General features: G+C 22.7%; 38 protein-coding genes. 4 read left to right on the forward strand and 34 right to left on the reverse strand.

Going from position 1 to position 23,249, the window contains the following annotated elements:
• Positions 1–12: 12 nt before the first annotated feature.
• The 14 genes from AACK81_RS07250 to AACK81_RS07315 all read right to left on the reverse strand — a co-directional run bounded on the left by AACK81_RS07250 (position 13) and on the right by AACK81_RS07315 (position 6,600).
• Positions 13–201 (reverse strand): hypothetical protein, encoded by a 189-nt coding sequence (locus AACK81_RS07250; protein ID WP_174480113.1) that lies wholly within the window; start codon positions 199–201, stop codon positions 13–15.
• Between the two features lie 33 nt (positions 202–234).
• Positions 235–393, reverse strand: a complete 159-nt coding sequence (locus AACK81_RS07255; protein ID WP_281749444.1) for a hypothetical protein — start codon at positions 391–393, stop codon at positions 235–237.
• 16 nt (positions 394–409) lie between these two features.
• Entirely contained in the window at positions 410–730 is a 321-nt protein-coding gene (locus AACK81_RS07260) for a hypothetical protein (protein WP_338961097.1), read from the reverse strand.
• A 31-nt stretch (positions 731–761) separates the two neighbouring features.
• On the reverse strand, positions 762–1,049 hold the full coding sequence (locus tag AACK81_RS07265) for a hypothetical protein (RefSeq protein WP_338961099.1): 288 nt from the start codon (positions 1,047–1,049) through the stop codon (positions 762–764).
• Positions 1,050–2,000, reverse strand: a complete 951-nt coding sequence (locus AACK81_RS07270) for an IS30 family transposase (RefSeq protein ID WP_338960236.1) — start codon at positions 1,998–2,000, stop codon at positions 1,050–1,052. It abuts the gene before it with no gap.
• Between the two features lie 72 nt (positions 2,001–2,072).
• Positions 2,073–2,303 (reverse strand): hypothetical protein, encoded by a 231-nt coding sequence (locus AACK81_RS07275; protein ID WP_338961101.1) that lies wholly within the window; start codon positions 2,301–2,303, stop codon positions 2,073–2,075.
• 105 nt (positions 2,304–2,408) lie between these two features.
• Positions 2,409–2,645 (reverse strand): hypothetical protein, encoded by a 237-nt coding sequence (locus tag AACK81_RS07280; RefSeq protein WP_338961103.1) that lies wholly within the window; start codon positions 2,643–2,645, stop codon positions 2,409–2,411.
• Positions 2,645–2,806 (reverse strand): hypothetical protein, encoded by a 162-nt coding sequence (locus AACK81_RS07285; protein WP_174480223.1) that lies wholly within the window; start codon positions 2,804–2,806, stop codon positions 2,645–2,647. Before AACK81_RS07285 ends, AACK81_RS07280 begins: the two co-directional genes overlap by 1 nt.
• Positions 2,807–2,810: 4 nt before the next feature.
• On the reverse strand, positions 2,811–3,104 hold the full coding sequence (locus AACK81_RS07290; protein ID WP_281748863.1) for a hypothetical protein: 294 nt from the start codon (positions 3,102–3,104) through the stop codon (positions 2,811–2,813).
• A gap of 2 nt (positions 3,105–3,106) precedes the next feature.
• Positions 3,107–3,571: a hypothetical protein gene (locus AACK81_RS07295; protein ID WP_281748671.1), complete on the reverse strand. Its 465-nt coding sequence runs from the start codon at positions 3,569–3,571 to the stop codon at positions 3,107–3,109.
• Positions 3,572–3,579: 8 nt separating this feature from the next.
• Positions 3,580–3,783, reverse strand: a complete 204-nt coding sequence (locus tag AACK81_RS07300; RefSeq protein WP_281748866.1) for a hypothetical protein — start codon at positions 3,781–3,783, stop codon at positions 3,580–3,582.
• Complete coding sequence (locus tag AACK81_RS07305; RefSeq protein WP_338961106.1) at positions 3,776–3,946, reverse strand: hypothetical protein; 171 nt, start codon at positions 3,944–3,946, stop codon at positions 3,776–3,778. Before AACK81_RS07305 ends, AACK81_RS07300 begins: the two co-directional genes overlap by 8 nt.
• Positions 3,918–4,436, reverse strand: a complete 519-nt coding sequence (locus AACK81_RS07310; RefSeq protein ID WP_281748867.1) for a hypothetical protein — start codon at positions 4,434–4,436, stop codon at positions 3,918–3,920. The genes AACK81_RS07305 and AACK81_RS07310 overlap by 29 nt, the downstream gene beginning before the upstream one ends.
• Before the next feature lie 1,003 nt (positions 4,437–5,439).
• Entirely contained in the window at positions 5,440–6,600 is a 1,161-nt protein-coding gene (locus AACK81_RS07315; protein WP_338961082.1) for an Mbov_0401 family ICE element transposase-like protein, read from the reverse strand.
• A gap of 73 nt (positions 6,601–6,673) precedes the next feature.
• Between AACK81_RS07315 and AACK81_RS07320 the strand changes: the two genes are divergently transcribed.
• The 3 genes from AACK81_RS07320 to AACK81_RS07330 all read left to right on the forward strand — a co-directional run bounded on the left by AACK81_RS07320 (position 6,674) and on the right by AACK81_RS07330 (position 8,825).
• On the forward strand, positions 6,674–8,380 hold the full coding sequence (locus AACK81_RS07320) for a hypothetical protein (protein WP_338961083.1): 1,707 nt from the start codon (positions 6,674–6,676) through the stop codon (positions 8,378–8,380).
• Between the two features lie 150 nt (positions 8,381–8,530).
• Positions 8,531–8,719, forward strand: a complete 189-nt coding sequence (locus AACK81_RS07325) for a hypothetical protein (RefSeq protein WP_338961085.1) — start codon at positions 8,531–8,533, stop codon at positions 8,717–8,719.
• Positions 8,679–8,825 carry a hypothetical protein gene (locus tag AACK81_RS07330; protein ID WP_338961086.1) on the forward strand — a complete coding sequence of 49 codons (147 nt, stop codon included), beginning with the start codon at positions 8,679–8,681 and terminating at the stop codon, positions 8,823–8,825. Before AACK81_RS07325 ends, AACK81_RS07330 begins: the two co-directional genes overlap by 41 nt.
• On the opposite strand, the gene AACK81_RS07335 is transcribed toward AACK81_RS07330, so the two are convergent.
• From AACK81_RS07335 to AACK81_RS07430, 20 genes are all read right to left on the reverse strand, one after another.
• On the reverse strand, positions 8,822–10,849 hold the full coding sequence (locus AACK81_RS07335; protein ID WP_338961087.1) for a hypothetical protein: 2,028 nt from the start codon (positions 10,847–10,849) through the stop codon (positions 8,822–8,824). The genes AACK81_RS07330 and AACK81_RS07335 overlap by 4 nt on opposite strands.
• Positions 10,800–12,041 (reverse strand): hypothetical protein, encoded by a 1,242-nt coding sequence (locus tag AACK81_RS07340; protein ID WP_338961089.1) that lies wholly within the window; start codon positions 12,039–12,041, stop codon positions 10,800–10,802. The genes AACK81_RS07335 and AACK81_RS07340 overlap by 50 nt, the downstream gene beginning before the upstream one ends.
• An 18-nt stretch (positions 12,042–12,059) precedes the next feature.
• Positions 12,060–12,182: a hypothetical protein gene (locus AACK81_RS07345; protein ID WP_255495924.1), complete on the reverse strand. Its 123-nt coding sequence runs from the start codon at positions 12,180–12,182 to the stop codon at positions 12,060–12,062.
• A gap of 4 nt (positions 12,183–12,186) precedes the next feature.
• Positions 12,187–14,271, reverse strand: a complete 2,085-nt coding sequence (locus AACK81_RS07350) for a hypothetical protein (RefSeq protein WP_338961090.1) — start codon at positions 14,269–14,271, stop codon at positions 12,187–12,189.
• Between the two features lie 3 nt (positions 14,272–14,274).
• Entirely contained in the window at positions 14,275–15,993 is a 1,719-nt protein-coding gene (locus AACK81_RS07355; RefSeq protein WP_338961092.1) for a hypothetical protein, read from the reverse strand.
• A gap of 14 nt (positions 15,994–16,007) precedes the next feature.
• Positions 16,008–17,189, reverse strand: a complete 1,182-nt coding sequence (locus AACK81_RS07360; RefSeq protein WP_338961093.1) for a hypothetical protein — start codon at positions 17,187–17,189, stop codon at positions 16,008–16,010.
• 18 nt (positions 17,190–17,207) lie between these two features.
• Entirely contained in the window at positions 17,208–17,582 is a 375-nt protein-coding gene (locus AACK81_RS07365) for a hypothetical protein (RefSeq protein ID WP_338961095.1), read from the reverse strand.
• 15 nt (positions 17,583–17,597) lie between these two features.
• Positions 17,598–17,786 (reverse strand): hypothetical protein, encoded by a 189-nt coding sequence (locus AACK81_RS07370; protein ID WP_174480113.1) that lies wholly within the window; start codon positions 17,784–17,786, stop codon positions 17,598–17,600.
• A gap of 33 nt (positions 17,787–17,819) precedes the next feature.
• Positions 17,820–17,978 carry a hypothetical protein gene (locus AACK81_RS07375; protein ID WP_281749444.1) on the reverse strand — a complete coding sequence of 53 codons (159 nt, stop codon included), beginning with the start codon at positions 17,976–17,978 and terminating at the stop codon, positions 17,820–17,822.
• A gap of 16 nt (positions 17,979–17,994) precedes the next feature.
• Entirely contained in the window at positions 17,995–18,315 is a 321-nt protein-coding gene (locus tag AACK81_RS07380; protein WP_338961097.1) for a hypothetical protein, read from the reverse strand.
• A 31-nt stretch (positions 18,316–18,346) separates the two neighbouring features.
• Entirely contained in the window at positions 18,347–18,634 is a 288-nt protein-coding gene (locus AACK81_RS07385; RefSeq protein ID WP_338961099.1) for a hypothetical protein, read from the reverse strand.
• On the reverse strand, positions 18,635–19,585 hold the full coding sequence (locus AACK81_RS07390; protein WP_338960236.1) for an IS30 family transposase: 951 nt from the start codon (positions 19,583–19,585) through the stop codon (positions 18,635–18,637). It abuts the gene before it with no gap.
• 72 nt (positions 19,586–19,657) lie between these two features.
• Positions 19,658–19,888 carry a hypothetical protein gene (locus AACK81_RS07395; protein WP_338961101.1) on the reverse strand — a complete coding sequence of 77 codons (231 nt, stop codon included), beginning with the start codon at positions 19,886–19,888 and terminating at the stop codon, positions 19,658–19,660.
• Positions 19,889–19,993: 105 nt separating this feature from the next.
• Positions 19,994–20,230, reverse strand: a complete 237-nt coding sequence (locus tag AACK81_RS07400) for a hypothetical protein (protein ID WP_338961103.1) — start codon at positions 20,228–20,230, stop codon at positions 19,994–19,996.
• A complete protein-coding gene (locus AACK81_RS07405) occupies positions 20,230–20,391 on the reverse strand; it encodes a hypothetical protein (RefSeq protein WP_174480223.1) in 162 nt (53 codons plus the stop codon). The genes AACK81_RS07400 and AACK81_RS07405 overlap by 1 nt, the downstream gene beginning before the upstream one ends.
• Positions 20,392–20,395: 4 nt before the next feature.
• Positions 20,396–20,689 carry a hypothetical protein gene (locus AACK81_RS07410; protein WP_281748863.1) on the reverse strand — a complete coding sequence of 98 codons (294 nt, stop codon included), beginning with the start codon at positions 20,687–20,689 and terminating at the stop codon, positions 20,396–20,398.
• Positions 20,690–20,691: 2 nt separating this feature from the next.
• Positions 20,692–21,156: a hypothetical protein gene (locus tag AACK81_RS07415; protein ID WP_281748671.1), complete on the reverse strand. Its 465-nt coding sequence runs from the start codon at positions 21,154–21,156 to the stop codon at positions 20,692–20,694.
• An 8-nt stretch (positions 21,157–21,164) separates the two neighbouring features.
• The gene (locus AACK81_RS07420) at positions 21,165–21,368 is read right to left on the reverse strand and encodes a hypothetical protein (RefSeq protein ID WP_281748866.1); all 204 of its coding nucleotides are present in this window, start codon (positions 21,366–21,368) and stop codon (positions 21,165–21,167) included.
• Positions 21,361–21,531 carry a hypothetical protein gene (locus tag AACK81_RS07425; RefSeq protein ID WP_338961106.1) on the reverse strand — a complete coding sequence of 57 codons (171 nt, stop codon included), beginning with the start codon at positions 21,529–21,531 and terminating at the stop codon, positions 21,361–21,363. Before AACK81_RS07425 ends, AACK81_RS07420 begins: the two co-directional genes overlap by 8 nt.
• Positions 21,503–22,021: a hypothetical protein gene (locus AACK81_RS07430; RefSeq protein ID WP_281748867.1), complete on the reverse strand. Its 519-nt coding sequence runs from the start codon at positions 22,019–22,021 to the stop codon at positions 21,503–21,505. The genes AACK81_RS07425 and AACK81_RS07430 overlap by 29 nt, the downstream gene beginning before the upstream one ends.
• A 729-nt stretch (positions 22,022–22,750) precedes the next feature.
• Between AACK81_RS07430 and AACK81_RS07435 the strand changes: the two genes are divergently transcribed.
• A complete protein-coding gene (locus AACK81_RS07435; protein ID WP_338961108.1) occupies positions 22,751–23,200 on the forward strand; it encodes a BspA family leucine-rich repeat surface protein in 450 nt (149 codons plus the stop codon).
• Positions 23,201–23,249 lie beyond the last annotated feature (49 nt).

Consider the following 23,249-nt stretch of genomic DNA (forward strand, 5'->3'; position numbering starts at 1 on the left):
CATCACCCTTTATTATTTATTTTCTTTATTAATTTTTTCATTTAATTTTGCTAATTTTTTTTGATGTTTTATAATTTTGTTATTTGCTCTAACATGTTTTGGAGTTGTGATAAATCTTTTTAATAAAACAATAATTTCTCTGCAAATTAATGTTCCAACACTTGTTCCAATAATTATTAATTCATGTAAAAATTCTTTCATCTGAATATTTTCCTTTCAATTGTTTATTTTTAATTATTCATCAAATTGACCACCATTAATTCTTTCAATCATTGATTGTGAATTACTTATAATTTCTACTAATACAGATATTTCTTTATTGAATTCTTCTATTCTTTCTTTATATGTTTTTATTTCCTGATTATAATATTCAATTATTTTTTCTTTATTCATAAATTATTCACCTCCTTTATAAACTCATGTGATTATAATCTCAATTTAATGAAGCATTATCATTATTTAATGGTACTTCGCTCATATTATCACTACCGTATTGACTAGTTGTTTCACTATTAATAGTAAATCTATTATCATTAATTAATCTTGTAGTTTCATCATTAAATGATGTTTCTTGCATTTCTTGATTATGATGTGTTGTTTCCATAGGTAGTAAATTATTGATTATTTCACTTGCACCAGCAATAATAGTAGGTACTGCATAAGCATTATTAAAATCATTATTAATTCCCATTGCAACACCACTTGATATTAAACATCCACCAGTAGCCATATTACAAATCTTTCTTATCGCTTCAAATTTATTAGGTATTAACTCAGTTAATACCTAATAAATTTGAAATACCATAAGCATTTAATGAAATATAAGTATCTCAATCCATTAATGACTGATGTTCTTGTTTATTTAATAATAATCATGGAGGACCCTCAGTTGTAGTTGTAGTAGTTATTGGCATTGGTGTTGTTGGAATAATAGGATTAATATTATTTTCTGTTCATTTACTATAATTTGCTAAACCAATTGTTCCTAAACCTAATAAAATTTTTTTAGAACTATTAATTAATTTGCTAAATTGTAAAGGTAAGTGCAACTAAATTATTTTTCTATCCAAATATTCGATTGGTGAAAGATAATTTAGTATTTTTCTTGGTCTTTGGTTTAAAGACAATATAAATTTATGAACTTCATTTTTATTAGTTTTTGAAAAAATAAATTTTTTAGGAAATTTTTCTCTAATTAAACCATTAGTATTTTCATTAGTACCTCTTTGTCAAGGTGAATATGGATTGGCAAAATAAATTTTTATATCTAAATTTTTTTCAAGTTGTTGTCAATTTGAAAATTCTTTGCCACGATCAAAAGTAATAGTTTTAACAATGTTTTTAGGAAGAATTGATAAATAATAACTAACATTTTTATTAATAACTTTAGTAGTTCTGTTTTTAACTAATATTGCTAAAGTAAATCGTGATACTCTTTCAACTAAAGTTATTAAACATGATTTGCTTTTACCTCGTGATGATACTATAGTATCTCCTTCTCAATGACCAAGTGTTATACGATCATTAACATTTATATCTCGTTCTTTAATTGATTTACCATTAAACTTGCCACGATTTTCTTTAGATTTTCGTTTTTTACCTTTTCTTCTTAAATTTTTACTAGTAACTTTATCAAGCATTCCAAAATAAATTCAAGTATAAATTGTTTTAAAACTAATAACTCACTCTTTATGAAAATTTTTAATTCTGCCATAAATTTGTTCAGGTGATCAACCTAATAGTAATTTTTGTTGTACATATTTTACTAAATTCTTATTTTTAAACTTATGAAAACTAATATGTGATTGTTTTCGATTTTCAGCTTTATTTTGTGCAATTAATGAAAAATAATGATTATTATCTTTATTTCTATTAATTTCTCGAATAATAGTACTAATACTTCGATTAAGATTTTTAGCTATTTCACTAATTTTAAATTTAAATTTCAATTGATTCTCAATATAAATCCTTTCATCTATGCCAAGATGTTTATAACTCATATAAAAACTCCTTACTTTTTTCTAAACTAAATTTAGCATTATGAAATTTTTATATGAGAATTTTTTGCAATTTTATTTACTTGCACTTACAAGTATAACTCAGCATTTAGTTTTAGTATTTGGTCTTTGATTTAAATTTCATATATCTAAACCTAATTTTTTACAAAATAATAAACTATTAATTGAACCTAATACTGGATTACTTATTACTTGACCATAATAAGCACTTGTACCAATCATTGCACTTAAAGGACTTATTGAAGAGCGTATTATTTTTGTTAATGTATAATTATTTGTTTCCATTTCTATTCTCCTTTATTTGCTTTTAACATTTCTCTTACAATATCTAATAAAGTATTTACTTGATAATCATATAATTCAAATTCATGAATTCTAATTTTAATTTTTTTAATTTTCTAATTTTTTAACTGTTACTTTAATTCAACCTTGATAAACATCATTATCACCAACTATTAATGCAACATTACTTTCTGGGTCAGAAACAATTATGTGTTTTGATTTAACATTTGGGTATTGTCTTAAAATAATTGTTCTAATATCATTACTTGTATGAATTGCTTTTGGAAATGGTGATAATATTTCAATTTCATCTTTATTTTCAAACAAAGTAGGTAATATTATCATTAATTATTCTCCTTATTTTTAATTTGATTAGCAATTTCACTTAATATTTTTAATACTTTATATTCATTTTTTAATTCTTTAATAATAAATATTAAAAATATTATTAGTGTTATGCTTGTTATTAATATTGGTACTATTAATAAAATTTTTCATAATATCATTTTTTTACTCTTTTCATTTTTTAAATCATTTAACATTTATTGAACAAAATGCACGATTTTTAGGAATATTTAAAGTATTAAAAATTTGACCAGTTACTATAATTTCATCGTTTTTGTTTAATAAAATACAGCGTCTATAAAATTTTGGGTTGTTAAAAATTAAAGTAACATAGTTTAATCCATTTCATTGACCTCTAACACTATAATATAATTCTTTATTACCTTTTTCGTAATATTTTGCTTCAATAGTATTACTTAGTTTTACTGTTAATTTGACATAATTTGCTTTATCTTTCATGTTTATAATTTCCTTAAATAATTATCAAAAATTAATATTTTTTTATGATTTTTTAAATAATATTGAATATGCTTATAAGCATCTTGTTCATGTTTTGTTAATTTTATATTTCCTTTATAATTTGTTATTTTATTTTTATTTTTTGGTTGGTTTTCTAGATAATCTCAGTTGAAAACATCTTGAACTAATACCATTAATGCACCAATGATTTTAGGCGTTGATAATGGATTAGTTAGTAATTGTTTTGAATTTAAAAAGAAATTTTCTACAATAACTAATATTTTTTTATCAATAAATTTTTCTTTAATTAATTGAAATTTTTCTTTATACATATTTTTAGTTCATAAAACAGTTAATGTATTGAATGTTTCATTAAAAACAATATTATTAGTTTCATTTGAATATATAACAATTCCATTATTACCAATTCCAGCGGGGTCAATTCCAATAATTAAATCATATTGCATTAATTAAGTTAACCTCTAATAACTGTTTTAATAATTTCTAAATCACAATTACATCAACAATATTTACATTCTTCAATAAATTCTTTATGACCACAAACTAAATTATCTTTTTTTAAATCATCAATCAGTTTAATTAGTACTATTTTAAATTCAATATCATCACTGTCTGGTATGCAAATCGTTCCTCTTTTAGTTAAATATTCTTTATCCATATTTATACCTCCTACTTAACCTAATATTTAAAATACAGTCATAATAAATCGCTTTACTATTTTTATCTCTTAAAAAATATTTTCTTGTTTTTATATCATTAGTATTAAAGAATAAATAATCTAATTTATTTTGTTTACATGTTCAACAAAAATACTTTTTCATTATGAATTGAAATTTCCTTATAAGAAGTAACTATATAATTAATTGGTAAATCATCATGTTTATATGGATTATTTATTTTAAAGCCTTTTCTATTTTCTTCTCACGTAATGTTATATTTAAAACAAGGATTAGTAATGTTTGTTTTGTTATCTGTTATTTCACCCATAAATCAACTATTATGCTGTTCATAAAATGTTAATGGTTCAAGTTTTATATCATTAAGATAATATTCTTTTGGAGCAGTTGGTTTATTAACAGTTATTTTTTGGTCTTTAATATATGGTTCTAATAATTTTATTAATTCATTACCACTTAATTCTCTTTTAATATTTTCTAAATTAAAAACTCAATATGTATATTTATCATCAGCAATAAAACTATTATTTTTAACCATTCATTTTGGACATTGTAATTTATATTCACCATAATCAATAAGAATAGATTGTGGTTTATCTTTAACAATTTGTTCTTTTTTAAATTCTATTTGCATAATAATCCTTTCCTAATATGTTCTGTTGCTTCTAGCATAAAGAACATATATTTTGATGTTTAGATTATTAATACTACTACTATTCGTTTTATTCATTCCATGAAAACTGGGCTCAAAAATAAATTGTGAAATTTTAAAAAACATTGAGGCATTCGATTCAATATTTATTTAATTTATGTTTAATAAATTAATATTTTAATTGAACCGGCACCGCTCAATTTTTTTTACAAGTTTGAAATTTATTTTCTCGCCCAAAAAAATTTTCAAAAAAAATAAAAAATAAAACCAACACTTGCTCACTGGGGGGTGGCAAGGTTGGTTAAATAAAGAATAGAATTAATACAATAGGTCCCTACAACAGGTCTATATATACTAGTTTCCAATTCGCTCCCACCCCAAGAATTACCATTTCTGGTTAGTATATTTTATTAGGTATCACTCCACTTTTTATTTATCCATGCAAGTCCACATGCTAGCTACTATTTTTAACAACTGTGTTGTAGTTCACTTTTTTAGTTCCCTAACACGTGTTGATAATAGCGTTAAAGATGGTTATTAAAAATTTTAAAATTTTACAATTACAAAAAAAAGACAAGAATTTTATTCTCGTCTTTTGTCATTTATTTTTAATTCAAGGGTTTAAAAAAGAAAGGAGCTATTTAAGGGAAATGAGTTGTTATCGACATCTTCGACACGCTCCCAAAGTGGGAGCGTACCGATGTTGTCAATAATATTCAAATTTGTCTTTAAATTATAGGTTTAGACGAGAATAATTTTGACTTCAATATGCAATTGTATGTTAATCTTAACACTTGAAAAATATTAGTCAATAATAATACTTAATTTTATAACTCAAAAATTCTTATTAAAATTAATTTTAATAAGTTTTTAATATGTTATAATGTAATAAAGTCCTTTAAGATAAACCGTATACCGTTATGATTACTAAGCGTATGTAAAGTACGTGGTCTCTTAGGCAAATCCCTAATTTAGGGATTTTTAATTATAATAATTGTATTACTGTATTTATTTGATAGCATTTAAAATTAACCATTTTTGTATACATATCAATGTTATAGGTTCTATCACCAATCATATGCTTTAAAATTTGTTTAATATTTGTTTCAGTAAAGCAACCAATATTTTCAACTAGTGCTTGGTTTAATACACCATCTTTTGCATTAATAAAATAACCAACTTTTAATTTTTTATATTGCAAAGTTAATGATTGTAAAAAATCAATTAATTCATAATATTGACCTTTTTCAAATAAATTTATTGCATTTTGATAGTGTAATTTAGCAATTTTATTTTTTCTTCTTCCAGCCATTATACCAAGAAATAAAACATGAAAAGCATGGAATTTATCTAAAATAAATTTAGCATTTAAAATTGTAGCAGTTTTTCTAATTCATTTTGCGCTATCTCCACAAACTACTAAATTTGCTTGTTCAAAATTTTCAAAAAATAAATTACCATATTTTTCAATTAATTTTGCAGTTTTTTCAGCACCAATTTCTGTTTTTGATACTCTTATTTTACATGCCGCTCTTTTATTAATTAATTTTCCATTTTTCTTTTTACCAGTACAAAATACTATTAATCTCATAGAACATTTTTTACAATTTTTAGTATTGTGTTTTTCATTAAACTTAAATTTTCTATGACCATCATCAATATTTATATATAAAGTTTGATTTGGTTGTAATACTATTTTAGGAATATTAACTTTTGGTAATTCAAATTTTTGATATGTTCTGCAAACTGTACTATTACTTATTAAATCTTCAATAAAAGTATCACAAACATCACGATACTTTTTATCATCAGCAAAATATTTTAAAATTTGTTTAATAACATCTGGTGCTAATTTACTATACTTTTTAACACCAAGATAGTTATCTAGCAATGAAACAAATTCCTTTTTTTGTGTTTTTGGGTTATAATGTATACAAATACGTCGTTTATAATTTAATAAACCTTTTTTTGTTTTTAATTTTCTTTTTCTAAATCTATATGATTTATATTCAGATTTATTACATGTACTTCATAAATAATCATCTATTTCTTTAAATAATTCTTCTGTTTGTTGTAAATTTAATTCATCTTGATTAAAATAGTGTTTGTCTCAATCAAAATGATTTACGAATGGTAGTTTTAACATTTTTAATGTTCCTTTCAAAATTTTGTTTGTTAATAATTTAATTGTATTGTTTATAAAAATTAGGGAGTAAAATATGGCTTTTATTAGTAGTTATGCACAACTGAATAAAAAATATAATCTTAATTTTAGTGATAATAATTATGGTTTTAGTTGAGATATTTTTAAAGCATTTGTTGGTGATGAATGAGCAGAATATTTTACTACTAATTGTTTTTATCGTTTTATACCAACAGCACGTGGAACAAGAAAAACATGAAACTGCTTAGCATTTGATTTATTTATATGTTGTAATTTTAGTGATAGTAGTGTTCAAGAAGTAAGACGCTATGAAAATACTCATAATGAAACTACAATTGGCGCTTTAATGAATGTTTGTCAAGTTTTATTAGATGAATATAATATTAATTTATTACCTAATAATCCACATGGTATTAAATGAAAAATAACTAAGGATGGTGGTTGTATTATTTTTCCTAATAATCAACAAATTGACTTTATTGGTTATACTAATGGTAATAAGATTTTTGGAAAAGAAGCAGGTGGTTCAAGTTTTTTAGGTTCAAGAACAGATGAAATTATTATGGCAGAAGAAAAAGAAACATTAACTGAAAAGCAATTAACATATCGATATGAACGTTTACAAAACTCTATGTTTAGAAGTAATCGTATTAAAGTATCAAAAGAACCTATTAAAGAATGAAGTTGAACGTTTATTGATAAAAATATATATAGTCCTAATTTTGGAAAAAAGATTACTCGCTTTTTTTATAAAAGTTTCTTTATTACTTTTACATGTAATCCTTATGATAAATATCATCCATTTTATTTAAAATACTGTACGCCATTTTTACCATTAAATGATAAAGTGATGGAAAATCTTAAAAAAAATGGCAAAATTTATTATGAAAATCAAGATATGTTTAGTGGTTTAGGTTTATTTGTTTTAAGATTTACTATTCAACCATTTTGAAATAAATTACCAGATATTCAAAAAAGAACATTATTAGAAATGAAAAAAAGTAATCCTGATGAATTTAATACTGTTTTTTATGGTTTTGAATTTTTAGATAGTGATGCAACAATTTTCCCATTTCAAAAAACTGTAAAGTGCTGACAACCATATGATTTAAAAGAATTTTATAATTCAAAAAAAGATATGTATAAATTTGATTTTTATTCAGTTGGTGTGGATTGAGCAACTGGTCATAAAGACCATACTGTATTTATAGTAGTGGGTTTTAAAGAATATAATAATACTGGTTATTATGATGCTTATATTATTTGTGAATTAGTAGTTACTCCAAATCATTTTATAAATGAAAATGAAAAAATTAATGCTTATGTTAATGAAATTTTAGGATTAATTGATAATTTTGAAAATTTTGAACAAGCAATTTATTTTTATGATGATAAAGCACGAACTGCCATTGATTGATTAAATCAAAAATTAATAGATGAACATAATACTATTTTAATCACACAAACTGCTATTAAACATGCTTCAAATTTAAATCAAGAAGCAGGATTAACTAATAGAGTAGTTTGAATGAGAAACATTATGAGTTATGGAAACTTTTATGCAAATAAAAATGATTTACCAAAGACTACTCAATGTTTAGAAGAATTACGTTATGACCAAACCAAAACTAACATTCCAGACAAAAATATGTACCAAGACCCATATGATGCTTTATTTTATGTACTGTATCCATATAAAAATGTAATTAGGGGTAAAAATAATGCTACTGTGAAAAAAAGCATCTTCACATTTGCCATATAATAAACAATTTAAATATAGTTAATAGTATAGGTATCACAAAATAAACGACTTTAATTTAGGCGTTATTTTGCATTTAAAAGCATACTTGTAAAAATAATCAAAAATAGTACAATTTATAAATAAAATCAAGGAAAAAAGGAGTAATTTAATATGAAAACATGAATAAAAACAAATTTAAGTAAAATAACATTAGCATTAGCACTAACTGGTGCAGTAAGTGGAGTAACTGGTTTAATAATTGGTTCAATATCACATCATAAAACTAATGATTTACAATATTATTTAGGACATCAGTATAATGTTTACTGGGGGGGCTGGAACAACTATATGGTCACATAAAACAAATGATAAACATAAAATAGAATTACATTTTGACATTAGACCAGAAAATAGTGATGACATAAAATGGGATGGTGTTTATCCTGAAGGATATTTTGATAATTAAATTTCTAAATTTATATAAGAAATATTTTCATTATATTTATCAAATAAATTAATATTTTGTAAGTTTATTTCTTGTTTATCAGTAATTAAAATAAAATCATAATTACCAGCACCAAATATACCGCTAATTTCAATCCGATTTAAATTATTAATCGGATTTTCTATTTGTAATTCAAATTCACTAGTATTATCAATTTGTGCAATTTCTTTATAAAATTCTAATTTAGAAAATAATTGAGATTTATTTGAACCGTATAAATTTAAAGCATTTTTAATTTTACTTTTATCAATAATTGCTCTTGTAAAGTATTTTCCATATTCACCATTACCTAATGTTCAGTCAGCAGGAATTAATGAAGGTATATTATTACTTTCTAATTCGTTTGTAATAGATAATCAATTAAATTGATTATCATCAAGTTTAAATAATTCATTTTGACTAATATCATTATTTTTTAATTTAATATTATTTATATCTATAAAATCAAAATATGCAGATTTTAATATAACTTTTACGTCTTTAAATTGTCAAGTATCATTTTCACTAGGATGTATTGGACTTGATTTTAATTCAAAATAGTATGGTAACAAAATTTTATTATCATCATTTAAACCTTTATTAATAGACATACTAGAATAAATATTATTTGATAACATAATAAATATTTGTTTAAAAATGTTAACTTGTTCTAAATTAATATAATCTGGATAATCTAATTTTCATTGTTTAAATAAATTAGTAATAACATCATCAGGTTTTTGTCCTTCAAATTTTTCTTTTAACTTTGCAATTTTATTATCCGGTTTACCATTATCTTTATAGGTAGCACCATCAAAATTTCTATTGTAGTTATATGTGTAACTTAGCATATCTAATAATAATTGTTGTAAACTATCATTAGTTGGTGCATCTTTAATTTCAATTTCAATGTCATCAAATCTATTATTAGTTACAACATATTGATAAAATTGACTTTCACCCACAAAATCTCAAACTTCTTTATCCTTTAATTCTTTTTGACTTTTTAATGGTCATTTACCACCTAAAACATTACTAAACTCATATCCTAATCAAGCATGAGTTACTCTTGCATTTTTAATAACTTCTCTTCTTGTTACAGAACCACTACTAATTTTAATTAAATCTAAAACTGATTTTTCTTGTCCAATAAATTGTTTTGCTAAATTTCAAGGTAAGATTTGTTCACTAAATCATTGTTGTAATATTCTAACTTTTGGTTGAGTTTCAATAGGCATTGATAATAGCGGAAATGCTATCTTATCTTTAACAAATAACTTTGGGTATACTTCCATATTATCAACTTCACCAAGTACCTTTATATTGCCAAAAATCATGCTTCTAGGGGCTTTAATTTTTAAACCAATAACTTTTGTATCTTTATCTAATGGTTTTTGTAATTTAATAATGATTGGATAACCATCTCTTGTTTTAAAATCTTTAATTTTAATAATAGTAATACTTTTAGTACTTCTTGTTTTTGGGTTTTGATAAGGTTGTGAATAATTATTAATAATATATAAATTATCAATATTATTTTCAGTTAATGGTTCATTAATAGACACAGCATACAATTTAAATTGATTTAATAAATTTATTTCTTGAAATATTAAATTTTTAATATCAGTCATACTATATTCAATAGTATTATCATTAATATTAGTACTTGCTCTTTGATTTAATTGCATAGTAAAGTCTGATGTTTCAACAGCAGTAGTTTTTAATACTTTTTCAATATCAATAAAACCTATTTTAATAGTATTTGCTGAAAATCTTAAACTATTATTTTCATTATTTTTAAATAAACGTTCAATTTCATAAATATATAAAGTTCTTAGTTTAAATTCATCATATGCTCTATTAATATCTGGGTCACTAGTAGCGCGCATCATATTAGTAAAGTCATAAGGAATATTATCAATTAAATAATCATTTTCTACTTCTGCTTGATTAAGTTTAGTTTGTTTCTGTGGAAACTTCGTTTGTGGTTTGTTGTTGTTTTCCATTGTTCTCTCCTATTAATTGGTTATTTTCTGGATTAAATAATTTTAACTTAACTGTTAAATTATTAATTTCTTGTTCATCATTAATATTAAATGTTTTACTATTTAATAAGTCTTTATCTAAACGTACTAATATTTGAATAAATTTAAGAATATCAATATTAAATTGTCATAATTTTTGTTCAATATAATTAATAGTTGAAATATTTACTGCTGTACTTTCGGGAACTGATTGTTGTGCTGATTTCTTTTGACTTGGTATATGAATACCACAACGTTTAAATATTTCATTAACATTTCAATCATATATATCAGTTAAATTTTTACCTTTAAAATTACTATTTGTCATATTGATATTTTCGTTTTGTTCATTATTATCTCCACCACTTTTAAATATGTAGTTTTTAGTAACTAATGTTCTTACTGCTTCTTCTAATCTTGATTGAACATTACCATAAGTTTGACTAAAAATAAACTTTGGTGAGTTTAAAATAGTATCTAAAACAATTTGTTCATAAATAACATCTAATGCTTTAATTTTATCCATTACTTTATCACAATCTGCTAATTCATTTGCTTTATTTCGCATAATTGCTATTGGTATATACTTAATATTTAGTGTTTGTTCTTGTGCTAAATTAGGGTTATTAATGAATGATTTAAAATCTAATGGAAATTGTTTTTTATTATCATTAATACTATAAATTGCACGATTAATTGTTACTTGTTCATTGTTTAACGTATAAACTTCAAATAATCTTACAGTTTGCGCATTTTGTTTATAACTATCATAAAAAATAGTACATTGAATTAATTTACCAGTAATATCATAAACTCTTTGTTGAATATCTACTACTTGAAAATATAAGTCATCATTAGCAATATAAATTAAATAACCACTAATTCCTAATTTACTTAATTTAAAAATAGAATTTCAATTTTTTCTGTAAAATTCTTGTTGAATTAAGTATTGTTTAATAGTTTCATTATTTATTTCTAATGGAGCATTATATAAATTAGCATTATTTTCTGCCACAAAATCAGTAAAATATGTCTCATGATTAAAATCATTAAAACCAAAATAATTTAAAATTGAAGCATGCGTACTTTTGTGTTTATTAGTTAAAAATTTTACTTTTTCATTTTGATTATCACTAGTATTTGTTTTATCTCTTCTAAAAAATCTACCTAACATAATATTTACCACCTTTCTTTAAAATATTTGATTAATTTTTAATATAATTTTGACAATAATAAATATAATTAAGCCAGCAGTTGCAGATGATAGAATTACTCCAATTAAACCTAAAATAATTTTTATAATTTTAAAAAACATAATATTATTCCTGTAATTCTTCTAATTTTTTAAAAATATAATCTCTACCCATACCCCACATTATTCTATTATTATAAATATTAATTTCAGTATCCGCATTAACATTATTATTTGATATTCATAAACTACTTTTTAAAACATTTGTATCTAATTGATAATAAAAATTAATTATTTGTCAACTATAATTTTTATTATTTTCTTTACTAGTATAATCACCAAAACTATAATATATTCTATAATGTGTTTTATCTTTAAATATATATTCTATATGTGTAATATTATTTTTATCTACTACGACTTTACCTACTTCTTTTCAATTTGAACCACTTGGACTGGGTTGTGGTTGTTTTTCTAATATTTCATTAATGGCTTGTAATAATTTTTTATTTTGAGTTTTTAATAATTTATATTCATTATTTTCTAATAAATCTTTACAAAGTAATGAATTTTCTTCATCATTTAATGCAATTTCATTTGTTTCAGTATTATATTTAAAATAATCATTTGAAAATTTTTTATCTTTTATTTTTTCTTTTAATTCATTAATAGCACCAGCAACAGTTTTATCAGTAGTTTCTAAATTAGGAATTTCAGTACCAATAGTATTTATAGAAAAAGCATATTTGAATTGGTCTTTATCCATTTTATTGTCTAATTTTTTATCTACTTCTTCTTTTTTATAATAATCAGATAAATTAGGAATTTTATTATTGATTTCATTAATTGCAGGAACGATTTGTTTAGAAACTGTTTGTAAAGCATCATCATTGATATTTTGCTTTTTATCTAATAAATTATTAGTTTCTAGTTTTGTGTAATAATCATGTTCAGTACTTTCTTCTGTTATAAATTCAGTTGGTGTATCTATTCCTTGATATTGATATATTTCTTCTATATCACCAATTAAATTAATTTTTCCATGTTCAGGATAGGAATTACCATCACCCCTAAATTTTTTATTTCTATTGTCATAGTAAATCGTTCCGGTATTTAAAATTCTTTTATTTTGGATTTGTTCACTATACGTCATGGAATCAACATTTAGCAATTCAAATTCATTAAAAACATTATTTAAATAAATTTTAATTACTTTATAAAATTTCATAAAGTTATTTTCTGTTAAATATTGATAACTGATTTTAATAAAATATCATTTAAATATTTCTATATTATTATTTTCAACTTTTTTTCATAAAGGACTAGTTTCAATATTAAATCAATTATTTTTAACATCATTAATATTTTCATTTGCTTTAATTAATTCAGTATTTAATTTGGTAATTTCATTTTCATTAGTAGTAATTCGTTTTTGTTGTTTAGCAGAAAAATCACAAGTTGGTGCATGTGTATAATCACCAATTTGTGGATTATTTTGTAATGCTTCGGGGGGTAATGTACCAATTTCATCAGGTCAATCTAAAATCATTGTTTCAGTTTCTTTATCATAATCAGTTGCAACATAACCTTTATTAATAAATTTACTAACAGGACCTCTATATATTTCATTTTCATTATCATCAACTAAATCATCATATAATTTAATTTGTTTTAATAATGTAAATTCTTTTTGTTGTTCAATTAATTCATCAACTTGATTTCTAGTATAAAATGCTTTTAAGTCAATTTTTTCAACATCTATTTCATCATCATTATAACTTGAAAATATTTGTTTTAATTCTGTTAGTCTTGCCCATATTTTCATTCTACTAGGTGCTAAATCTCAAACATTAATTGTAGGAATACTACTTGCACTAAATTGATTACCATTATTAAATTGAATAGTAGCATCAACATTAAATTCAATTGGTGTACGATTAAATACTCAATGTTCTACCATTACATAAACCATATCTCTTAATGTTTCTTTAATTAATTCATCTTTAAAACTATCAAAAGGAAATTTAGATAAAATAAAATTAAGATAAGCATTAATATCATTTTGAGCACGAATAGCAAATGTTTTAAATCAATCATTAGCATTTGGTCATGTTTGTATATATTGCTGTGGCGTTTCTGTAATTTTTCCAGTTAATGGATATCAGTTATTATAATTTTCAAGACTGACATCAGTTCAAAGTTTATTAATCATAATTTATCATTCCTTAAAAAATGCTTGTTTATAATGATGAGTATGTTTTTTTGTTTTTTTATGTGTTATATGTTCAATTTCTTTTTGTATTTTATTTTTACCTTTTTTTAAATTTTTCTTACTTTTTGTTACAACTTGACTATATGCAAATTTTTCTAAATGATGTAATAATCCAGTACCAAATAAAGTATTAACACTAAATTTTAAACCAACATTTTTAAATGATTTGTTAATATTTTCAATAGGATTATTAATAATATTTACTACTTTATGATAAGTTCTAATAGTTCTAAATATTTCTCTATATACTTTAAAACTATCTCTAATTACTTGTTGTACCACTGGTGGAGCAAATGCTATTGCTTTTAATCATTTATTATGATTAACTCCATAACCAATGTATCAACCACTATATCAACGATATCAATGAAATGGATGTATTTGAGTAACAAAAGTTTTTGCTTTAAGAATACTATCAACAACTGTAATTGGTTTATACTTAGGATTACAATGATAAATAGTAATTGCACATTTATCTAATGACAAAGGTTGAATTTTACAACCCATAAATACTGGTGAATTTAATGGAATTAATTGTGCGTGTTTAATTGCTCTTTTTTCTGCACTAGTAAATAAATCAGTTGCTTTTTCTTTTAATTTCTGAATTTTTTCAAATACTTGTTTTTCTAACTTTTCAAATTTTTCTTGTAATTTATATATACTTTCTCGTATTTTTTCAAAATATGGTGTATCTTTTCAAAATTTATTTAAACCTTTTTTTAAATAAAATTTAATATCAAAATATTTAAAAGTTTGATTTGCTTTTAAAACAAGTTGATGAATAACATTATTTTTAAAATTAAATTTAATAGCATTAGCACGAATTTTTTGTAAATCTAAAATTAAAGTTTTTCCATATCTATTTTCTGTATGTATTGTATGAACTAAATTTAATCAATCATGTTGATTCATTTTTAATACTTCTTTTAAATCAGTATTAAATTTTTTAAAAAAGTTATTTGCTTTTTCAATATCTTTAATTTTAAATTTAGGAGTTAATTGTGGACTTAGTTTTATTAATGTATTTTGTAATAATAAGTGTTCCATTAATTTTTCTGTTTCTAGTTTTTGAAAATTATTCTTATATTGTCTTTCAGCAACATATCCTAAATCTCGTAATACTGTTTCACGATTAGGAGTAAAACTATACTTCATTAAATAACGTTTATTACCAATAATTTTATCTGTTAAAATTTCTTTTCCACTTACTTGACTAATAATTTCTTGTAAGTTTTTTGCTTCTTTAATACCAACTTGTTCTAATGTTTTAGTTTTTTGTGCTAACTTAATAAATTTAGTTGTACGATAACCACGACTAATTTTATTAAGTCCAGCAAATGCTGGTAATATATTAAAAAAAGTATTTAATGGTGTTACATTTCCTTTTAAATAATCATAAACTTGATTAATAGTAAAATCAGTTAAAAATTCTACACCAACAGCACTAATACTAGCAATTAAATCACTTGCACCTAATCCAAGGGCTACACTTTCACTTAATCCACCAGTAAAAGGAGCAAGTGCTACTGCTATAACTTGTACACCAATCATTTCTAAAATTTCTCATCAAAAACTTTTGTTTTCTTGTTGGTTACTTGTTCTAGTATGTTTTGGTTTATTTATGTTTAAAAGTATTGCTGTACTAGTTGTACCGATTGGCATAATATTAATTTCCTTTATTTAAGAGTTATTTTAATTGGATTTGTTGTTCCTTTATAATTTAAGTCATTAACATTAGCAGTAATGGTTATATATAAGTCACCTGCTTTTTGTTTTTGATTACTTACATTAGTTTTTCCTTGTGCATCACTAAAATATTTAATAGTTGGATTTGTTAAATTAGGATTTAATGATTTAAGTTCATTAGTACTTTTTATTTGTGTATTTAATTCACTATTATTGTTATTAACATTTGCAGTAATATCAGTTGTTAAACTTGTAATTTTAGTTTTTAAATCATTTTTATCATTATTAACAATTGCACATAACATTCAGCGTGAAGTTGTTTCTTCATCTGTTATATAGGGTATTGATTCACCAGTTACTTCTCCACCAACTAAATATCTTCTTCCAACTTTACCATCAGCAATATCTTGAACATATACAACTGTATTTTGTAACATATATCTTTTCATTGCTCTTGGTGTTGCTAAAACAAAAGACATAATTTTAGTTTCATTATTATCAGTAAATGTCATATAATCATCCATTACAATTTGACATAGTACACCTTTGATGTATAAATCATTTCCATTTAATCTTAATTGTTGAGCAATTTGATTATCAGTAATTAGACCTTTATTATTGGCTAAATAAACAATAGTATCATAAAGATTATTAGTAATAAAAAAACGACAATTATTACTATTTCTTAGTTGAAATAAAGTATTTCAAGCATCTAACATTGATTTTAAATATCCTAATGGTGTTTTATCAGTAATATCTATTTTAGTTGCATATTTTGCAATTACATTTGTATCATTATTTGCTAAATAATCTGCTAAGTCATTAGCAACTTCATATTGCATTGTATTTAATAAATTTTGTCCATTTTCAGCATTTAAATCAACATTAGCAATTATTTCACCCGCAACCGCTTCTTCTTTAATTTCTTTTAAAATTTTAACAGTTTCAGCATAACTAACATCTAATCCTTTGCTTTTATCATTTCATTTTAATACTTTAATTTCTAAATTTTTTGGTTTTTTAACTATAAATTCAATTTTTGTTGAATTAACCATTTCGATAGGAAAAAAACTTGCTCATGGTGAATTTGATTGTTTATAAAATTCTATAAACTCTGGTGCTTCTACTAATTTTTCGGTATTATCTAAATTTTTATTGAATTGTATTGCCATTTTTTGATTTCCTTTCTGTTATAAATTATTATTTTTTTTATAATCCAATAATGTACTTTTTATTGAATTTTGTTGATTTGTTATTATTGTTTGTTGTTTACCACCTGTATTAATTATTTCTTTAAATACTGGTTGTTCTTTAATAATTTTTTTAATAGTTTCTTCAATTTTTGAATTTTCTAAATTATTAGTTTTAAATTTTAAAAAATCATAAAATTCAGTTTTAACTTGATATTTTTTAAATATATTAATTATTTCTTTTTCTTTAATTTCTTGATTAAGTTTATTTAACTTATTTTCTGCTTCATTAACTTTATTTTCTATTTCTTGTTGAGCATTATTTTCAGTTAAAGGTTCAGTTGTTTGTTGAACATTATCTTCATTTTCTAACATTTACATCACCCTTTATTATTTATTTTCTTTATTAATTTTTTCATTTAATTTTGCTAATTTTTTTTGATGTTTTATAATTTTGTTATTTGCTCTAACATGTTTTGGAGTTGTGATAAATCTTTTTAATAAAACAATAATTTCTCTGCAAATTAATGTTCCAACACTTGTTCCAATAATTATTAATTCATGTAAAAATTCTTTCATCTGAATATTTTCCTTTCAATTGTTTATTTTTAATTATTCATCAAATTGACCACCATTAATTCTTTCAATCATTGATTGTGAATTACTTATAATTTCTACTAATACAGATATTTCTTTATTGAATTCTTCTATTCTTTCTTTATATGTTTTTATTTCCTGATTATAATATTCAATTATTTTTTCTTTATTCATAAATTATTCACCTCCTTTATAAACTCATGTGATTATAATCTCAATTTAATGAAGCATTATCATTATTTAATGGTACTTCGCTCATATTATCACTACCGTATTGACTAGTTGTTTCACTATTAATAGTAAATCTATTATCATTAATTAATCTTGTAGTTTCATCATTAAATGATGTTTCTTGCATTTCTTGATTATGATGTGTTGTTTCCATAGGTAGTAAATTATTGATTATTTCACTTGCACCAGCAATAATAGTAGGTACTGCATAAGCATTATTAAAATCATTATTAATTCCCATTGCAACACCACTTGATATTAAACATCCACCAGTAGCCATATTACAAATCTTTCTTATCGCTTCAAATTTATTAGGTATTAACTCAGTTAATACCTAATAAATTTGAAATACCATAAGCATTTAATGAAATATAAGTATCTCAATCCATTAATGACTGATGTTCTTGTTTATTTAATAATAATCATGGAGGACCCTCAGTTGTAGTTGTAGTAGTTATTGGCATTGGTGTTGTTGGAATAATAGGATTAATATTATTTTCTGTTCATTTACTATAATTTGCTAAACCAATTGTTCCTAAACCTAATAAAATTTTTTTAGAACTATTAATTAATTTGCTAAATTGTAAAGGTAAGTGCAACTAAATTATTTTTCTATCCAAATATTCGATTGGTGAAAGATAATTTAGTATTTTTCTTGGTCTTTGGTTTAAAGACAATATAAATTTATGAACTTCATTTTTATTAGTTTTTGAAAAAATAAATTTTTTAGGAAATTTTTCTCTAATTAAACCATTAGTATTTTCATTAGTACCTCTTTGTCAAGGTGAATATGGATTGGCAAAATAAATTTTTATATCTAAATTTTTTTCAAGTTGTTGTCAATTTGAAAATTCTTTGCCACGATCAAAAGTAATAGTTTTAACAATGTTTTTAGGAAGAATTGATAAATAATAACTAACATTTTTATTAATAACTTTAGTAGTTCTGTTTTTAACTAATATTGCTAAAGTAAATCGTGATACTCTTTCAACTAAAGTTATTAAACATGATTTGCTTTTACCTCGTGATGATACTATAGTATCTCCTTCTCAATGACCAAGTGTTATACGATCATTAACATTTATATCTCGTTCTTTAATTGATTTACCATTAAACTTGCCACGATTTTCTTTAGATTTTCGTTTTTTACCTTTTCTTCTTAAATTTTTACTAGTAACTTTATCAAGCATTCCAAAATAAATTCAAGTATAAATTGTTTTAAAACTAATAACTCACTCTTTATGAAAATTTTTAATTCTGCCATAAATTTGTTCAGGTGATCAACCTAATAGTAATTTTTGTTGTACATATTTTACTAAATTCTTATTTTTAAACTTATGAAAACTAATATGTGATTGTTTTCGATTTTCAGCTTTATTTTGTGCAATTAATGAAAAATAATGATTATTATCTTTATTTCTATTAATTTCTCGAATAATAGTACTAATACTTCGATTAAGATTTTTAGCTATTTCACTAATTTTAAATTTAAATTTCAATTGATTCTCAATATAAATCCTTTCATCTATGCCAAGATGTTTATAACTCATATAAAAACTCCTTACTTTTTTCTAAACTAAATTTAGCATTATGAAATTTTTATATGAGAATTTTTTGCAATTTTATTTACTTGCACTTACAAGTATAACTCAGCATTTAGTTTTAGTATTTGGTCTTTGATTTAAATTTCATATATCTAAACCTAATTTTTTACAAAATAATAAACTATTAATTGAACCTAATACTGGATTACTTATTACTTGACCATAATAAGCACTTGTACCAATCATTGCACTTAAAGGACTTATTGAAGAGCGTATTATTTTTGTTAATGTATAATTATTTGTTTCCATTTCTATTCTCCTTTATTTGCTTTTAACATTTCTCTTACAATATCTAATAAAGTATTTACTTGATAATCATATAATTCAAATTCATGAATTCTAATTTTAATTTTTTTAATTTTCTAATTTTTTAACTGTTACTTTAATTCAACCTTGATAAACATCATTATCACCAACTATTAATGCAACATTACTTTCTGGGTCAGAAACAATTATGTGTTTTGATTTAACATTTGGGTATTGTCTTAAAATAATTGTTCTAATATCATTACTTGTATGAATTGCTTTTGGAAATGGTGATAATATTTCAATTTCATCTTTATTTTCAAACAAAGTAGGTAATATTATCATTAATTATTCTCCTTATTTTTAATTTGATTAGCAATTTCACTTAATATTTTTAATACTTTATATTCATTTTTTAATTCTTTAATAATAAATATTAAAAATATTATTAGTGTTATGCTTGTTATTAATATTGGTACTATTAATAAAATTTTTCATAATATCATTTTTTTACTCTTTTCATTTTTTAAATCATTTAACATTTATTGAACAAAATGCACGATTTTTAGGAATATTTAAAGTATTAAAAATTTGACCAGTTACTATAATTTCATCGTTTTTGTTTAATAAAATACAGCGTCTATAAAATTTTGGGTTGTTAAAAATTAAAGTAACATAGTTTAATCCATTTCATTGACCTCTAACACTATAATATAATTCTTTATTACCTTTTTCGTAATATTTTGCTTCAATAGTATTACTTAGTTTTACTGTTAATTTGACATAATTTGCTTTATCTTTCATGTTTATAATTTCCTTAAATAATTATCAAAAATTAATATTTTTTTATGATTTTTTAAATAATATTGAATATGCTTATAAGCATCTTGTTCATGTTTTGTTAATTTTATATTTCCTTTATAATTTGTTATTTTATTTTTATTTTTTGGTTGGTTTTCTAGATAATCTCAGTTGAAAACATCTTGAACTAATACCATTAATGCACCAATGATTTTAGGCGTTGATAATGGATTAGTTAGTAATTGTTTTGAATTTAAAAAGAAATTTTCTACAATAACTAATATTTTTTTATCAATAAATTTTTCTTTAATTAATTGAAATTTTTCTTTATACATATTTTTAGTTCATAAAACAGTTAATGTATTGAATGTTTCATTAAAAACAATATTATTAGTTTCATTTGAATATATAACAATTCCATTATTACCAATTCCAGCGGGGTCAATTCCAATAATTAAATCATATTGCATTAATTAAGTTAACCTCTAATAACTGTTTTAATAATTTCTAAATCACAATTACATCAACAATATTTACATTCTTCAATAAATTCTTTATGACCACAAACTAAATTATCTTTTTTTAAATCATCAATCAGTTTAATTAGTACTATTTTAAATTCAATATCATCACTGTCTGGTATGCAAATCGTTCCTCTTTTAGTTAAATATTCTTTATCCATATTTATACCTCCTACTTAACCTAATATTTAAAATACAGTCATAATAAATCGCTTTACTATTTTTATCTCTTAAAAAATATTTTCTTGTTTTTATATCATTAGTATTAAAGAATAAATAATCTAATTTATTTTGTTTACATGTTCAACAAAAATACTTTTTCATTATGAATTGAAATTTCCTTATAAGAAGTAACTATATAATTAATTGGTAAATCATCATGTTTATATGGATTATTTATTTTAAAGCCTTTTCTATTTTCTTCTCACGTAATGTTATATTTAAAACAAGGATTAGTAATGTTTGTTTTGTTATCTGTTATTTCACCCATAAATCAACTATTATGCTGTTCATAAAATGTTAATGGTTCAAGTTTTATATCATTAAGATAATATTCTTTTGGAGCAGTTGGTTTATTAACAGTTATTTTTTGGTCTTTAATATATGGTTCTAATAATTTTATTAATTCATTACCACTTAATTCTCTTTTAATATTTTCTAAATTAAAAACTCAATATGTATATTTATCATCAGCAATAAAACTATTATTTTTAACCATTCATTTTGGACATTGTAATTTATATTCACCATAATCAATAAGAATAGATTGTGGTTTATCTTTAACAATTTGTTCTTTTTTAAATTCTATTTGCATAATAATCCTTTCCTAATATGTTCTGTTGCTTCTAGCATAAAGAACATATATTTTGATGTTTAGATTATTAATACTACTACTATTCGTTTTATTCATTCCATGAAAACTGGGCTCAAAAATAAATTGTGAAATTTTAAAAAACATTGAGGCATTCGATTCAATATTTATTTAATTTATGTTTAATAAATTAATATTTTAATTGAACCGGCACCGCTCAATTTTTTTTACAAGTTTGAAATTTATTTTCTCGCCCAAAAAAATTTTCAAAAAAAATAAAAAATAAAACCAACACTTGCTCACTGGGGGGTGGCAAGGTTGGTTAAATAAAGAATAGAATTAATACAATAGGTCCCTACAACAGGTCTATATATACTAGTTTCCAATTCGCTCCCACCCCAAGAATTACCATTTCTGGTTAGTATATTTTATTAGGTATCACTCCACTTTTTATTTATCCATGCAAGTCCACATGCTAGCTACTATTTTTAACAACTGTGTTGTAGTTCACTTTTTTAGTTCCCTAACACGTGTTGATAATAGCGTTAAAGATGGTTATTAAAAATTTTAAAATTTTACAATTACAAAAAAAAGACAAGAATTTTATTCTCGTCTTTTGTCATTTATTTTTAATTCAAGGGTTTAAAAAAGAAAGGAGCTATTTAAGGGAAATGAGTTGTTATCGACATCTTCGACACGCTCCCAAAGTTTACAAACTGAAATGTTTCAAATGTGACAAATATAGGATATATGTTTTATGGTGCTTCAGCATTCAATAATGATTTATCAAAATGAAATACATTAAATGTAAAAAATATGCATGCTATATTTTGTAATGCCACTGCATTTAATAAAGACCTTTCAAAATGAAATACAAAAAATGTAACAAACATGAATTCAATGTTTTATGGTGCTTCATCATTTAACCAAAAAATTCTAAATTGAAATACTTCTAATGTAACAAGTATGGATTTTATGTTTTATAATGCCACTACATTTAACGAAAATATTTCAAAATGAAATACAAAAAATGTAACAAACATGAATTCAATGTTTTATGGTGCTTCATCATTTAACCAAGATCTTTCAAAATGAAATGTAAATAAAGTAACAAGTCATGAAGAATTTGCTATTGGTTCACAAATTGATAATTCTAATAAATTACCAAAGTTTAAAAACTAAAATCAAAAATTTTAATAAAAAGTAATATCTTATTGACATTAAATAAATA

The sequence above is a fragment of the Spiroplasma endosymbiont of Lasioglossum villosulum genome (assembly GCF_964020195.1).
Lineage (GTDB): Bacteria > Bacillota_I > Bacilli_A > Mycoplasmatales > VBWQ01 > Spiroplasma_E > Spiroplasma_E ixodetis_A.